The organism is Pseudomonas sp. Yb2C2 (genome assembly GCF_052112325.1).
GTDB lineage: Bacteria > Pseudomonadota > Gammaproteobacteria > Pseudomonadales > Pseudomonadaceae > Aquipseudomonas > Aquipseudomonas marginalis.
On record NZ_JAVAJK010000020.1, the window covers coordinates 62292 to 76528 of the forward strand.

10 protein-coding genes are annotated in these 14237 nt (G+C 62.0%); 2 read left to right on the plus strand and 8 right to left on the minus strand.

Annotated elements, in window-relative coordinates; genetic code table 11:
• Window positions 1–92: 92 nt before the first annotated feature.
• From Q8X51_RS24435 to Q8X51_RS24445, 3 genes are read right to left on the minus strand one after another with little or no spacing between them, the layout of a single operon-like run.
• Window positions 93–1745, minus strand: a complete 1653-nt coding sequence (locus tag Q8X51_RS24435; RefSeq protein WP_407694512.1) for a N,N-dimethylformamidase beta subunit family domain-containing protein — start codon at window positions 1743–1745, stop codon at window positions 93–95.
• Window positions 1742–3091, minus strand: a complete 1350-nt coding sequence (locus tag Q8X51_RS24440) for an MFS transporter (RefSeq protein ID WP_407694513.1) — start codon at window positions 3089–3091, stop codon at window positions 1742–1744. The genes Q8X51_RS24435 and Q8X51_RS24440 overlap by 4 nt, the downstream gene beginning before the upstream one ends.
• Before the next feature lie 49 nt (window positions 3092–3140).
• The gene (locus Q8X51_RS24445; protein WP_065927672.1) at window positions 3141–4391 is read right to left on the minus strand and encodes an MFS transporter; all 1251 of its coding nucleotides are present in this window, start codon (window positions 4389–4391) and stop codon (window positions 3141–3143) included.
• A gap of 102 nt (window positions 4392–4493) precedes the next feature.
• On the opposite strand from Q8X51_RS24445, the gene Q8X51_RS24450 reads away from it, so the two are divergent.
• Window positions 4494–5462, plus strand: a complete 969-nt coding sequence (locus tag Q8X51_RS24450; RefSeq protein ID WP_065927673.1) for an AraC family transcriptional regulator — start codon at window positions 4494–4496, stop codon at window positions 5460–5462.
• A 37-nt stretch (window positions 5463–5499) separates the two neighbouring features.
• Here Q8X51_RS24450 and Q8X51_RS24455 read toward each other — a convergent pair whose 3' ends face one another.
• The 5 genes from Q8X51_RS24455 to Q8X51_RS24475 form a co-directional block, all read right to left on the minus strand.
• On the minus strand, window positions 5500–6261 hold the full coding sequence (locus Q8X51_RS24455; protein WP_065948722.1) for an SDR family oxidoreductase: 762 nt from the start codon (window positions 6259–6261) through the stop codon (window positions 5500–5502).
• Window positions 6262–6290: 29 nt separating this feature from the next.
• Complete coding sequence (locus Q8X51_RS24460; RefSeq protein ID WP_323146336.1) at window positions 6291–7118, minus strand: DMT family transporter; 828 nt, start codon at window positions 7116–7118, stop codon at window positions 6291–6293.
• Window positions 7119–7192: 74 nt separating this feature from the next.
• Window positions 7193–8098 (minus strand): transcriptional regulator GcvA, encoded by a 906-nt coding sequence (gcvA, locus tag Q8X51_RS24465; RefSeq protein WP_407694514.1) that lies wholly within the window; start codon window positions 8096–8098, stop codon window positions 7193–7195.
• A gap of 181 nt (window positions 8099–8279) precedes the next feature.
• Window positions 8280–11369 (minus strand): efflux RND transporter permease subunit, encoded by a 3090-nt coding sequence (locus tag Q8X51_RS24470; protein WP_407694515.1) that lies wholly within the window; start codon window positions 11367–11369, stop codon window positions 8280–8282.
• Window positions 11366–12475, minus strand: coding sequence for an efflux RND transporter periplasmic adaptor subunit (locus tag Q8X51_RS24475; protein ID WP_065927678.1), 1110 nt, complete (start codon window positions 12473–12475; stop codon window positions 11366–11368). Before Q8X51_RS24475 ends, Q8X51_RS24470 begins: the two co-directional genes overlap by 4 nt.
• A gap of 300 nt (window positions 12476–12775) precedes the next feature.
• Between Q8X51_RS24475 and Q8X51_RS24480 the strand changes: the two genes are divergently transcribed.
• Window positions 12776–14233: an efflux transporter outer membrane subunit gene (locus Q8X51_RS24480; protein WP_065948720.1), complete on the plus strand. Its 1458-nt coding sequence runs from the start codon at window positions 12776–12778 to the stop codon at window positions 14231–14233.
• Window positions 14234–14237 lie beyond the last annotated feature (4 nt).

Consider the following 14237-nt stretch of genomic DNA (forward strand, 5'->3'; position numbering starts at 1 on the left):
ATAGACTGACAGGCATTGACGGTCGTTCCAAACATCGGCAGGTCAACGGCGCCAACGGTGGTTAAGCACGCGGCGGACCTAGCTCTCAATAGTTACGTATTGCGCAAGAAACGCTCAAGCACATTTTTTGTGATCATCACCGTGTAAATGTCCGCCTGCCTGAGCCCATGCACCCATTCGCACGTGGCGGCGGTAAACACCTCGCCTCGACCTTTGTGGAAGTGCACCACCATGCCGGCCCCGCGGCTATGCAAATCGATGCTGGCGTCGCTGAGGTCGGGCGCCAGGATGGAAGCACGAAACCGTGCATCGCCATCGCCGAGCATGAATGAATAGGCATCCTCGGACCGACCATGCTCGGCATTGGTCGCCCAGCCCATGGCGAGAATTTGCAATCCGCAGGGCGCCCCGTCTGTGTAGAGCGGTTCCGGGAGGCCGTCGACGAAGGTGTATTCCAGGCCATCCACCTCATAGCCGAAGATGTTGGCTTCGTCCGCGAACATATCCGCGTAACCCAGGCCCGTCCCCAGGAACGCCCAGTGCTTGGGCCTGAAGACTGTGTAGCCGCGCGGGCTGCGCGGCGCCATGCCTCCAAAGCTGGCGTAAATCCCTCGCAGAGCATTCACCCCGAACGTCGTTGCCCCGGGGTGATTCACCCTCGGATCTTCCCATGCCCCCGTTAGCCGATGAGGCTCGGTAGCGGCCACAGGATCGAGCGCACCGGCGTCGTACTTGTAGGCCACCTGCCGCCGGCCTTCATCCTCCAGGCGAATCTGCCACATGAAATTGCCGGCGAAGCGCGCGACCTTGCCGCCCTCCTCGACAAAGGCGTCGACATGGTCGCGCATTTCCCGCGTCCAGTACTCGTCGTGCCCGATGAAGACGGCGCAGGCGTAGCCCTCAAGCGCGTGGGGGTCGTGATGCAAATCGTCCTGGGTCACGATATGCACCGTATACCCTTGCTGCTCGGCCCAGACTACAAAAGGTCTCTCGAAGGAAGCCCACCCCGCCAGCGCGTAGTACTTGGCGTAGCCGTTAAGGGAGGCCCATTCGATGAACTCATAGCGCGCCGGCCCTGGCGTGCGGGGCCGGCTCGCGTTGACGCAACGTGGCGCATCGGTCGGCAGCCACACCTGCCCTCGCGCCCAGGGGCGCTGTGCCGACAGCAACGGTGAGCGGCCACGTGGCGTGCCGGGATGAACGCCAAAGTAATGATTGGCTCCGCCCCAGTCGTTATAAGCAGCCCACGTCGAGGTGGCCGCAACGAGCACCAAGGCATCGGCACGCTTGCGCAGCGCCTTGACGATAAACAGATGATGCCCGAGGACGCTGTCGTCGCCGTCCCGCACTTCCACTATGTAGCCACCCTGCTCGGCATCCGCCGGAATTGACCATTGCATGAAGACAGGCCATTGGCAGCCATGCTCATAGGCACGTTCGGGTATGGGGTGGAATCGAGCGTCAAGGCTGTCGGTGGTATGCAGCGTGCGGGCGATGGCGCCATCACGATAGATCCGCAGCCGCACGTGCGGGCGGTTCGACGACAGATACAGGCAAACCGAATCACCCGGGCTATAGGCGCGGCGGTCCGAATAGCACCAGGCGGCCGCCGGGCCCGACTCGCAAGGGACTTCGACCCAGGTCTCGCGTGCGGCCTGACGTGGGCCCGAAGTCTGGCTGACGGTCACGTTGGCGCCCGGGCGTTCGCCTCGCGCAGCGGCGTTTTTGAGGTCTGTGGAATTCATTGAGTCGTACTCCTTTGATCGGCTGATTCTGCAGCTCGACCAGCCAATGTATTTACGCTGACTCGAGCGCCAGGCGCCTTGATGTGCGCAAGGTCGATGCCCGCTGTTTCGTCGATAAGAAACCCTGCCAGGACGGTGACAACGCCCAACCCGATCACATAGCTGACGTACAGATAGCCAAGGTCGGCGCCGCTGAGATAGTTGTGTAGATAAGGGGCGGTGCCGCCAAAGATCGCCACTGAAACCGACGAGACCAAACCGACGCCCTGGGCCCGTGCCTGGGTCGGCACCTGCTCGGACAGCACAGCAGGGAAAATCGCCGCGATCAGCGACCAGGCGCCCAGCCCCAGCACCTGGGCCAGGAACAGCGTCCAGGGTTCAGTGGTCACCATTATCGAAAGGGGATAGGTCAGCACGATCACGCCCAGGCCCCAGGCAATAACCATGGGCCGGCGCCCTACCCGATCGGACACCATCCCGCAGACCGGCAACCAGCACACACAGAGGAGCTGCGCGAGCAGACTGGCCACATAGGCACCCGTGGCGTCCATGCCCCGGGCAATCGCCGTCGAAGCGCCAAACGTGACCCACGCGTAGTAAGTGACATTGGCGGCCGCAGCAAGCATGACGATGTTGCGCGCCACCCGTAGCATCTCCCCCCTGGACAGCTTGCGCGGCGGCCGCGCTTGCCCTTGCTGCTCTACGAACACATGAGATTCCTGCGCACCGCGGCGCAAAAACAGTGCGTAAATACCGAGCACTCCACCAATGGCGAAGCCAATCCTCCAGCCGTAGTCACCCATGGCCTGGGCACCCAGCAGCCAGGTCAGCGTCGCCGCCACGGCCGTTGCCGCCATCACCCCGAGCGTCACCCCCACATACACGGAACTGGACCATAAGCCACGGTGCTTGCTTGGGGCGATCTCGGCGACATAGGTGTAGGACACCCCTGTCTCGCCACCATGGGCGAGCCCCTGCATCAGCCGGAAAAACAGCAGCGCACCCGACGCATACAGGCCAATGCTCTGGTAGTCAGGGATAAGCGCGATGCCCAGGCTGCTGATCGCAAGCAGCAGCATGGTGAGCACCATGATGGCCCGGCGCCCCAGTCGGTCGCTCAGCCGGCCAAACAACCAGCCGCCGACAGGGCGTGCGACAAAGCCAACCGCAAACACCGCAAGGGTCGCGAGCATCGCCGAGCGCGCATCGGTCTTGTCGAACAGGTTGCTTGCCAGGTACACCGAAAAGGTGGCGTACAGGGTCCAGTCGAACCATTCGAGCGCATTGCCGATACCGGCTGCGCGCAACGATTTGAGGCGTCCTTGGTGAGACGTCGTATTGTTCATGGGGTATCTCCTGGTGACGAACGGGATCGAAGCGGTTTGGCAAACCGGATCAAAGGTGCAACGCGGGCTTGGGCTGACGTACGCCCTGGGCAGAAGGGACGCGGACACGCAGCGCAATCAGCAACGCGGCCAGCAGCATCAGTACGGCCGCCGCTACGAATACGCCTGCGCTGCCACCGACGCTGAACACTGCACCGCCAGCGGCAGCGCCCGTGGCGATGGCCGACTGCACAGAGGCCACGACCATCCCTCCGGCACTTTCCGCCTGGTCAGGTACCGCGCTGGCGACCCAGTTCGACCACGCCACCGGCACACCACCAAAGGCCAAGCCCCAGACCGCCAGCAGTAGCGCCTGCCCCGGCACCGAGGCCGGCAACAGCACCAACGCCAGGGCTGCAACGCCGACCAGCGCCGGCATCAACACCAGCGTGGCCAGCGGGTGGCGCTCCAGCAGCCTGCCGGCCAACAGCGTGCCGGCGAAGTTCGCCACGCCAAAACCCAGCAACATCAACGACAGCCCCTGCGGGCCGATGCCAGTCGTCCCTTCAAGGAATGGCCGAACATAAGTGAACATCGCAAAGTGGCCGCTGTGCACCAGCACACAACCGAACATCCCCATGGCGATGCCCGGGCGCTGCAACACCTCGAGCACAGTGCGCAGACGTGCCGGCCGGCGCGGCGCCAGGCGCGGCAGCGTGAACGACTGGAAAGCCAGGGTCACCATGCCTACCGCCGCTGCGGCAAAGAACGCGCTGCGCCAGCCGTACAGCCCGCCAAGATAGCTGCCCAGCGGTACTGCAACGACCGTCCCGACGGCAATGCCACTGAAAATGATCGACAGCGCCCGGGGCAACAACGCACTCGGCACCAAGCGCATCGCCACCGCCGCCGCCATGCTCCAGAACCCGCCAAGGGCAATGCCCAGCAAGATGCGCATCACCAACAGCACAGCGAAGCTGGAGGAAACGGCGACCAACAGATTGGAGGCGACCATCAACGTGGAAAAACCCAGCAGCACCCAGCGTCGGTCGATGCCGCGGGTCAGGCCTGGCACCAGCAAGCCAGCGAACAGCGCAACCACCGCTGTCACCGTCACCGCCTGGCCAGCCAACGCTTCGGACACCCCCAGATCGTTAGCCATCAGCGTCAACAAACTGGCCGGAAGGTACTCAGCGGTCAGTAATCCGAATACGCCCATTGCCAACGAAAATACTGCCATCCACGCGGGCGTCGCAGGCTCTACGTCCGCACCGACGCCGGAATGGCGGTCGGATACGGTGTTACATACACAGTCAGTCATTGCACGGATCTCCCAATCTTCATGGCGAGCCGAAGTCTAGGCGCGGGAAGCTGGATGATCTATGATCAAAAATCTCTCCTTTTTGACTAAAACACCTGAATAATGCCAGCAGATCAATTTGCTCTTTCCTCGGACCTCATCAACGAGCTGTTGCGCGGCATGCGCCTGCGTGGCGTCGAATACCGGCGTATCCAGGCAGGTCCAACCTTTGGTTTGAGCTTCGCGGAAAAACCTGGGCACGCCTGGTTCCACTTCATTGCCGTGGGCAACGCAGTGCTGCGAATGGAGGACGGCAGCACCTACGCTTTATCTGCCGGCAACGCCGTGTTCATTTCCCACGGCGCGGCCCACCAACTGTTTTCCGATCCGGACGCACCTGTTCAAGACATCGACCGCCTGGACGGCGCGCCCTTAGGTGACACCGTCAGCGCGGTGGATACCGGAACCGATGCCAGCCCCACGCCGAGCACTATTTTGTTCAGTGGTTGCATGGAGTTCGAACTAGGCAGTATCCATGGCCTTGGCCGGCTGATGCCGGGACTGATGCTGATTGATGCCGGCGGCCAGCGTTACCCCGGACTGGTGCCGATCCTGACCACCATGGAGCGCGAGGTCAGCGCCGCGCGTATCGGCTTCGCCGGTATCCTCGCGCGGTTGGCCGACGTGGTGGCCGCCATGGTCGTTCGCGGGTGGGTGGAGTGCGCCTGCGGGAATGCCTCTGGCCTGGTCGCCGCCTTGCGCGATCCACGCTTGGCCGGTGCCCTGCTGGCGCTCCATCAACAACCGGGCCGCGACTGGACCGTTGCGCAGCTGGCCGAGCACTGCAATACCTCGCGTTCGGCCTTCGCGGACCGCTTTCAAGTGACGATTGGCATGACCCCGCTGCGCTACGTCACCGAACTGCGAATGCGGCTGGCAAGCCAGTGGCTGACGCTCGAAAGGCTGCCGATTGAAGAGGTGGCGCAGCGCTTGGGCTATACCTCCCAGGCCGCTTTCAGCCGCGCATTCAAGCGCATTACGGGCAAGACACCGGGTTTGAGTCGCAAGGTGAGGCCGCACGCTGTTACGTGAGGCCGAGCGCAGGTAGCCGATGATCCGAGCCTTTGACTCATTTACCCCCCGTTACGTCGAGGAATGTACCGGTAACGAAGGATGCCTCCGCGCTCGCCAGCCATAGAATCGCGCGCGCCACTTCCTCCGGCTGACCGCCCCGCCCCATGGGGATCGAGTCCTTGACACGATCCACCCGCCCCGGCTCACCGCCGCTGGCGTGCATGTCGGTATAGATATGTCCGGGGCGAATACAGTTAACGCGTATGCCTTCCCGGGCCACCTCCTTGGCAAACCCGATGGTGAAAGTCTCCAGCGCGCCCTTTGACGCCGCATAGTCGACGTACTCATTGGGGCTGCCGAGGCGTGCCGACGCCGAAGAGACATTGATCACCACCCCGCCTGGGCCGTTGTAGCGGTAAGACATGCGCTTAACCGCCTGCTGGGCACAGAGTATCGGCCCGATGGCATTGACCGCAAAGATGCGCTGCATCCGCTCGAAGCCAAGGGCCTCAAGGCGTGACTGAGGTGCGAGCATCCCGGCATTATTGACCAGTACGTCGATGCGTCCGAACGTGCGGTCGATGGCCGCGAACATATCGGCCACCTGTTGCGGGTCCGCACTGTCGGCCCGCATCGCCAACGCCCGGCGCCCCAATGCCTCTACATCCGCCACCACCGCCAGCGCTGCGGACTGGTTGGCAACGTAGCTGATCGCGACGTCATAACCTCTTTCGGCGGCCAGCCGGGCGGTTGCCGCCCCCACTCCACGACTTCCACCCGTGATTAGAATCAGCGGTGCCTGCGAGACATTGACCATTAAACATTGCTCCTGAGCCGTTGGCTGTATCAGCCGATGATGAGGGTGCCGCTGGCGATCACTACGCATGCCAGTATCCGGCGTGCGGTAAGCGTCTCGCCGAGGAACACATAGCCGATCAACGCCGCAAACAGCACGCTGGTTTCGCGCAATGCGGATACCGCGCCCAGTGGCGCTTCGTTCATGGCGTAAATGACCATTCCATAGGCGAGCAAAGAGACCAGCCCGCCGACCAACGCGGTCACTGTTCCAGGCCGGACGCGGAACAAGCTGCGGGTGTCGCGCAGGCCGATGTAGACCACCGGCATCAGCACGCCCCACAGCGCGCACATCCACACCGTGTAGGCAAGCGGCGCACCGGAGAGCCTGGCGCCGATGCCGTCGACCACGCTGTAGGCCGCGATAAAGCCGCCCGTTCCCAGCGCATAGGGCAGGCTGGGAACCGACAGACTGCGCCCTCTGAAGGCCAGCGAAATAATCCCGCCGGACACCAGCGCAATACCGAGCAACTCGCCAGGCGTGATGCTTTCCCCGGCAAACACGGCGGCACCCAAGGTGATCAGCACCGGCGACGATCCACGTGAAATCGGATAGATCTGCCCCAGGTCGCCGACGCGGTAGCTGCGCACCAGAAACAGGTTGTAGCCCACATGCAGCAACCCCGACAGCACCGCGTAGCCCCAGCTTTCAATCGCGGGGGGCACCATGAACGCTGCGGCGACGACACTGGCGATGGCGATGGCAATGCACATCACCGTCATGGACCACAGCCGGTCGGCGCCGGTACGCAGCAGCGCATTCCAGCTGGCATGCAGCAGCGCGGCGAAAAGCACGAGGAGGATGAGATGAGTAGGCATGCCCCACTGTAGGCAATCCGGCGCCGGGGCTAAAGCGAAGTCTCCTCAGCGCAGCATGAGCGGAAACTCATGACTCACTCATCCGGTCGCTGGACTTTCAGTGCCTCGCTGACCAGCCATTGGCGAAAGCTGGCGATGTGCGGCTGGGATTCGATGCCCTTGGGGCAGACGAAGTAGTAAGCAAGCGGCGATGGAAGCGGTACGTCGAACAGCCGCACCAAACGGCCATCGCTGATTTCGTTCTCCACATGCCCGCTGCGCACCAATGCAACGCCCTGGCCGAGCAAAGCCGCCTCGACCGTCATGTTGGTATCGCCAAACCTGACGCTTTCCTGGAGCGGCAAATAGGCCAACCCGACGGCTTGAAACCACACCTCCCACTTTGGCACCAACTCGGCGCCATCCCGAGTCAGCAGCGGGAAATGCAACAAGTCTGCCGGGCTTTGCGGTGTGCCAACGCGCCGCAGCAGTTCGGGACTGGCCACGGGAAATACCTGCTCCCCAAACAGGAACTCCGAATACAGGCCTGGGTAATTGCCCTTGCCGAGCCTGATCGCAACCTCAGCCTGGCCGTGCGAGAAGTGGATGATTTTATCCGTGGTGTCCAGCGAGACCAGCAGCTCGGGGTGCTGGCGAGACAGACGCGGCAAGCGTGGCAGCAGCCATTTGAGCGCAAAGGAATAGGTGGTGCTGACGCTGAGCCGAACCCGACCCTTTTGCTCGCGCAGGTCACCCAAAGTCGCCTCCAGGCTGATGAAAAACTCCCGCACGATGGGCGCCAGCGCAGCCCCCGCTGCCGTGAGGCGTAACGCCTTGCCACGTTCAAACAGCGGCAGCCCCCAAAGCGCCTCAAGGTGCTTGAGCTGGTGGCTGACCGCGCTTTGAGTCACATGCAGTTCCTGTGCGGCTGCAGTAAACGTCGGGTGGCGGGTGGTAACTTCAAAGGCGCGCAAGGTCGCGGTAGGCGGCAGGTCTCTCATCGGGGCAGGATCCAGCGAGTTATAGGAAAAGCGCATGCATGAACGTTAGCTCATGCAGCAGCTTACTTCACTGTAACCATTTGAATCCTCGTCCTTGTTCAGTTTGCGCCTACAGAAGCAGCAGCTTTGGCGAATTGACCGACGAGAGGACACCGGCGCCCTCCCCTCGACCCCCCCTTGCTCAGGTAGGTCGCACTGCTTGAGCCTTGCTCGCGTTGCCTGGGCGGATTTTGAACCAGATGGCGTACATCGCCGGCAGGAACACCAACGTCATGATGGTGCCGACCAAAGTACCGCCGATCAGTGTGTAGGCCAGCGTGCCCCAAAAAACAGAATGGGTCAGCGGGATGAATGCCAGGATGGCCGCCATCGCCGTCAGCAGTACCGGGCGGGCCCTCTGTACCGTGGCTTCGATGACGGCGTGAAAGGGATCCAGGCCTTCCTGGGCGTTGTGATGGATCTGCCCGATCAGAATCAGCGTGTTGCGCATCAGGATGCCCGACAGCGCGATCAACCCAACCAGGGCGTTGATACCAAACGGCTGATGAAACATCAGCAGCGTCGGCACCACGCCAATAAGTCCCAGCGGTGCGGTGAAAAACACCATGATCATTGCCGAGATCGAACGCACCTGGACGATGATGATCAGCAGCGTCAGTGCAATCATGATCGGAACCAGCGGCACTATCGCCTGGCCTGCCTTGCCCGACTCCTCGATTGCACCCGCTTGCTCGATCCGATAGCCGGCGGGGAGCGTGTCGATAATCGGCTGCAGTTGCTTGACGATCACACCCGATACATCAGGTGGTTGAAGGCCTTCGTCAATATCGCCACGCACGGTGATCGTCGGTGTACGGTCACGGCGCCTGAGGATCGGATCCTCCATACGCACATCCACCTCTCCGACCTGGGACAGCGGGATCCGCTGGCCCGCGGTGCCCACCAATGTAAACCCTTCAATCCGCGCAGGGTCCAGACGTATATCGCCTGCGGCGCGCCCAACCACCTGCACTGAACGAATGTCTTCACGAACCGACGTGATCGGCACGCCCGTCAGCAGGAATTGCAACTGCTGGGCGACGGCGCTGGAGGTCAGTCCAACCGCCTGCAAGCGATCCTGATCCAGGCTGAAATGCAGAGTCGGCGCCAGAGGGCCCCAGTCGCTGTTGACGGTCCTCATCAACGGACTCGCTTGCATGACCGCTTGTACACGACCCGCAATCTCGCGCAGCTTCGTCGGGTCAGGCCCCATTACCCTGTAGGCGACGGGATAGGGTGAATACGGACCAAACACAATTTGAGTCGCCCTGACACGGGCCTCTGGGGCGAGCCCGGCAGCGACCGCCTCGCGAAAACGCAGCTTGAGGGTTTCACGTGCCTCCTGGCTGGACGTCAGCACCACGATCTTGGCGAATGACGGATCCGGCAGTTCTGGCGCCATCGCCAGGAAGAAACGCGGCGCGCCCTGCCCGATATAGGCCGTGACGATTTTTGCCTCTTCCTGCTTTTGCAGCCAGGCCTCGACCTTTTTCGCAGTGGCACTGGTCTGCTCGATGGAGGTTCCGTAGGGCATTTGCACCTCGACCATCACCTCGGGACGGTCTGACGTCGGGAAGAACTGCTTCTTCACCAGGCCCATGCCCAGGACGGCCACGACAAACAGCGTGATAACCGTGCCAGCCACCAGCCACTTGAGTTCGATGACCCGGGTCAGGACCCGGCGGAAGCGGTTGTAGCGCGGGGTATTGTAGATAGCCGCATGCCCACCCTCTATCTGCTTGATGTCTGGCAGCAACTTCACGCCCAGGTAAGGGGTGAAAGCCACTGCGACAACCCAGGAAGCGATCAGAGCAATGCCCACGATCCAGAACATGTTGCTGGTGTACTCGCCGGCAGTGGACTGGGCGAAACCGTTTGGCATGAAGCCAACCGCTGTTACCAGTGTGCCAGAGAGCATCGGCGCGGCCGTATGACTCCAGGCATACGCGGAGGCTTTGATGCGGTCGTAGCCCTCCTCCATTTTCACGACCATCATTTCGATCGCGATGATCGCGTCATCTACCAGCAACCCGAGCGCCAGGATCAATGAACCGAGGGTAATACGGTCAAAGTTCTTTCCGGTGGCCGCCATCACCACAAACACGATCGCCAGTGTCAATGGCACGGCAGCTGCGACCACGACGCCTACACGCCAGCCCATGCTGAGAAAGCACACAAGCATCACCACGAGCAGCGCGACAAAAAACTTGACCATGAACTCGCCAACGGCCGAGTCGATGTTGACGGCTTGATCGGTCACCTTGGTCAGCATCATGCCCAGTGGCATGCCTTCATTGATCTTGGTCGTCTCGGCGTCCAGCGCCTTGCCCAGGTCCAGGCCGTTCCAGCCTTCGCGCATGATGACCCCCAGCAGCAGGGCCTCTTCTCCATTACTGCGCACCAGAAAGGTTGCCGGGTCTTCATAGCCACGTTCGACAGTGGCCACGTCGGAGAGCTTGAGCGTGCGCCCCTGAACCACAATCGGCGTGTCACGAATCTTCTCCAGCTTGTCCAAGGCGCCGTCCAGGCGGAGGAAGACTTGCGGCCCATTTGTTTCAATCGAACCGGCGGGCGTGAGCACGTTCTGATTATTCAGCGCGGCAAAGATGTCCTGAGGCGCAATGCCCAGGGTGGCCAACCGATCATGGGAGAACGAAACAAATATTCGCTCGGCCTGCTCACCGATGATATTGACCTTCTTCACGCCCGGCACATGCAACAGTTGCTGGCGCAACGACTCAGCATCACGCACCAGCAGCCGCTGCGGCTCGCCTTTGGCTTTGAGGGCGAACAGCGCAAACGTCACGTCCGAATATTCGTCGTTGACCAAGGGCCCGATTACACCCGCCGGTAGCTTGGTGGCTTCGTCGTCGAGCTTTTTGCGTGCCTGATAAAACTCTTCCTGCACCTGTGAGGGTGGCGTGCGGTCCAACAACGACACCATGGTGAAAGCGAGACCGGGCCGCGTATAGGTTTCCGAGCGGTCGTACCATTTCAATTCCTGCAGGCGTTTTTCAAGTGGCTCTGCGACCTGGTCCTGCATTTCCTGCGCGGTAGCCCCCGGCCAGGCAGTAATGACCGTCAACTGCTTGACCGTAAACGGTGGATCCTCCGCACGCCCCAGCTGGAAGAACGCCAGGGTGCCCGCAACCGCGATCAGAAAGATCAGGAATACCGTAATGGATCGCTCACGAACGGCGATCGCAGAAATATTAAAGCGGCCTTCGCTCATGGATGACTCCCGGCAACATGGGCTTCATCCTGCCGGGGCACTCTCACGTCTTCTCCATCGCGCAGCAGATGGGCGCCTAACGCGACGATCTGCTCACCGACCTTGAGATCGCCTGCCACGCGTGCGGCATCGTCGCTCAATCCCAGCACCTGAACAGGACGCCAGCTCACCTTTGCCGGCGAGCCTGCGATCACCCACACACCGGTGCCATTGCCTGGGTCATAAAGGGCTGCGATGGGGACTTGCAGCACCTGCCCGTGCGCGGCGCCCTCTGCGATCCGCAGCGTGACCGTCGAGCCTATCGGGGCATTGGCCAGCGCGCCCTCAAGCACATACCGCGCCTCGAACGTGCGCGTCACTGGGTCGGCAGAATCAGAAAGCAGCCTGAGCTTCGCTGTAACAGCCCCTGCGGTACTGCCGTAAAGCGTCGCTTGCGCGGTGGATCCGGCTGCAGGACGCAACGTCTCGGGCAGATGCACGATGGCTTCGCGCTGGCCTGCGCGGGCCAGTCGAACCACGGGCTGCCCCGGGCTGACGACTTGCCCGGGCTCTGCGAGTGTTTCCACCACGACACCGTCGGAATCCGCAAATAACACCGCGTAGCCGGAAGCGTTACGGGCGACATCGGCCTGGGCTTGTGCGGCGCTGAGCTGCGCCTTTGCGCTATCCGCTGCGGCCTTGACCTGGTCGTAGGCCGATGCAGAAACAGCCCCTGCGGCGACGAGGTCGCGATATCGCGCCTCGTCATCGGCGGTCTGCCTGGCGCGGGCCCTGGCGGCGGTGACCGACTCTTGCTGTGCTCGCGCCTGCAACCCCAGGTCGATAGGGTCAAGGCGCATAAGCGGCTGACCGCGTTTAACGCTCTGGCCGGTATCGACCAGCCGCTCGAGGATCTTGCCGGAGACCCGAAAGCCAAGATCACCCTGCACGCGGGCCGCCACTACCCCCGTGAATGAACGTGACGTCTCTGAGGAACCCTCAACCGTTCCGGGCCTTACCAGAGGAGCCTGCGTGCGCGGATCGTCAATGTTGGATGAGTCACCACACGCCGTCAGGACGAGAGGCAGCAAGCAGGCTGCAAGGGGGATGGGTCGGAGCCGGAGCATAGGTTCCCTTATTGAATAGAAAGAACAGGGATCGTATATTCATACCGGTGACTATTATTGTCAATGGTCACAATCGAGATCTCAAATAACGCAGAGGGATGCGCTCCCCCGCAACGCAATCGCTCGTACCCCCCTTGAAACAAGACCCGACGAATGCAGGACTGCATATTCCAAAGGAGCACATGACGGAGATGAACGATATTTTTCAGTCATGCCTGAATTTAGCCCAGAGGCCTCAATTGACAGGGAGTGACCATACAGTACTATGGTCACCAACAATGTTCGATTCAAGGAATCTCAATGCACGCCCTCCGCCCCGCTGCTTTTTTGATCAGCGCCAGCTTGATGACAGGTTGTGCGGTCGGTCCGGACTATCGCCGTCCGGACACCCCGCTCCCGGACCGTTACCTGGGCCAGCCTTCTGTCGAGCAGAGACCAGGGGCGACGCCTGCCAGCCTCGTCATCTGGTGGGAGGGCTTCGGTGATCCACTGCTCGCCGACTTCGTCGCCAAGGCGCTTGAACAGAACCTTGATCTGGCACAGGCCCAGGCACGAGTCGCGCAGGCGCGGGCAGGACTAGGCGCCGCCAATGCCGCTTTATGGCCCTCGGGAAACATCAGCGGTCAGGCCGCCCGCGCCTACCAATCAGTCGAGACGCCACTCGGCCAGGTGCTGAACTCAACCCCCGGCTATGATCGCTATGGCAGTTCCTACGAGGCCGACCTCAATGCCAGCTGGGAAGTGGATGTCTTTGGCGGCCTGCGACGCGGACGCGAGGCGGCACTGGCCGAGTACCAAGCGTCCGAGGCTGGCGCCGCAGCCACGCGATTGGCCATCGCTGCACAGACTGCGGATATCTACATCACTGTCCGCGGACTGCAGGCTCGGCTGGACATCGCGAATCGACAAGTCAAAACCCAGCAGGGGCTGCTGGAGAAAGTCCAATTGCTCTACAGCAAGGGACTTGCCGCCAGCCATGAGGTTCGTCAGACCGAGGGGGCTTTAGCACAGGTCCAAGCCACCGTACCGGTCCTGCAGACCGGTCTGGATGCGGCCATGAACTCACTCGATGTCATGCTCGGCACGCCACCCGGTACTCATCGCACGCAACTTGCCATGGTCGCAAGCATTCCGGCAGCGCCGCAGTTAAAGGCCATGGGAACGCCAGCCGACTTACTGCGCCGCAGGCCTGACCTCATAGTGGCCGAGCGCCGCCTTGCCGCCTCAAACGCACGCATCGGAGAGGCGATTGCCGAGTACTACCCGAAGTTCTCTCTGAGCGCATTACTGGGGAGTGCAACGGCTGTATCGGCAGGCAATCTTTTTTCCGGCGGCGCCAGTCAATCGTCGGGCGTACTGGGACTGCGCTGGCGACTCTTCGACTTTGGCCGCATCAACGCCCAAATCGACCAAGCCAAGGGACAGGAAGCCGAATCCCTGGCCGCTTACCGTCAGTCTGTGCTGCGCGCCACCGAGGATGTCGAGAACGCGCTCTCCTCACTGGTGAATAGGGACGCCCAAGCGACCACCCTCGTTGGAGGCGAGACGTCTCTGACGCAAGCGCGCCAATCGTCGTTCACTGCTTATGAGAAAGGCACGGCCAGCTTGATTGACGTTCTGCACGCTGACGAGACCCTGCTTCAGGCTTCCGACGCTCGGGCGCAGGCACAAACCGAATCGGCACGCGCGGCAGTCGCCGCGTTCAAGGCGCTGGGCGGCGGCTGGCAGCCCTCGGATGGCCGACTGACGAGCCGATGACACG

Coding starts and splice junctions, on each gene's coding strand:
- Q8X51_RS24435 (WP_407694512.1), bottom strand. CDS start 1,745: ATGAATTCCACAGACCTCAAAAACGCCGCTGCGCGAGGCGAACGCCCG.
- Q8X51_RS24455 (WP_065948722.1), bottom strand. CDS start 6,261: ATGGTCAATGTCTCGCAGGCACCGCTGATTCTAATCACGGGTGGAAGT.
- Q8X51_RS24440 (WP_407694513.1), bottom strand. CDS start 3,091: ATGAACAATACGACGTCTCACCAAGGACGCCTCAAATCGTTGCGCGCA.
- Q8X51_RS24460 (WP_323146336.1), bottom strand. CDS start 7,118: ATGCCTACTCATCTCATCCTCCTCGTGCTTTTCGCCGCGCTGCTGCAT.
- Q8X51_RS24450 (WP_065927673.1), top strand. CDS start 4,494: ATGCCAGCAGATCAATTTGCTCTTTCCTCGGACCTCATCAACGAGCTG.
- gcvA (WP_407694514.1), bottom strand. CDS start 8,098: ATGAGAGACCTGCCGCCTACCGCGACCTTGCGCGCCTTTGAAGTTACC.
- Q8X51_RS24470 (WP_407694515.1), bottom strand. CDS start 11,369: ATGAGCGAAGGCCGCTTTAATATTTCTGCGATCGCCGTTCGTGAGCGA.
- Q8X51_RS24475 (WP_065927678.1), bottom strand. CDS start 12,475: ATGCTCCGGCTCCGACCCATCCCCCTTGCAGCCTGCTTGCTGCCTCTC.
- Q8X51_RS24480 (WP_065948720.1), top strand. CDS start 12,776: ATGCACGCCCTCCGCCCCGCTGCTTTTTTGATCAGCGCCAGCTTGATG.
- Q8X51_RS24445 (WP_065927672.1), bottom strand. CDS start 4,391: ATGACTGACTGTGTATGTAACACCGTATCCGACCGCCATTCCGGCGTC.